Consider the following 257-nt stretch of genomic DNA (forward strand, 5'->3'; position numbering starts at 1 on the left):
AGATTTTATTAGTTGTGTTGTTTGGAATAAAACAGCAGAAAACTTAGTTAAATATGTTGTTAAAGGTGCTTTAATTGGCGTTGAAGGTCGAATTAAAGTTAATGTTATTGATAAAGATAAAAAAGAAAAAAAATTATTACACAAGTGGAATGTCAATCTATTCAATATTTAGATTTTAAAAAAGAAAAATAAGGAGAATTAAAAAATGCAGATTAATAATTTAATAAATAGTTTAATAGAGTCTAAAATTTTTATTT

The 257-nt window shown here is 21.0% G+C and carries 1 protein-coding gene; it reads left to right on the plus strand.

The features are described from left to right. Positions 1-7 precede the first annotated feature (7 nt). Positions 8-172: a single-stranded DNA-binding protein gene (locus tag ON17_RS02095; RefSeq protein WP_083858416.1), complete on the plus strand. Its 165-nt coding sequence runs from the start codon at positions 8-10 to the stop codon at positions 170-172. Positions 173-257: the final 85 nt, after the last annotated feature.

The organism is Poinsettia branch-inducing phytoplasma str. JR1 (assembly GCF_000309465.1).
Classification (GTDB): domain Bacteria; phylum Bacillota_I; class Bacilli_A; order Acholeplasmatales; family Acholeplasmataceae; genus Phytoplasma; species Phytoplasma pruni.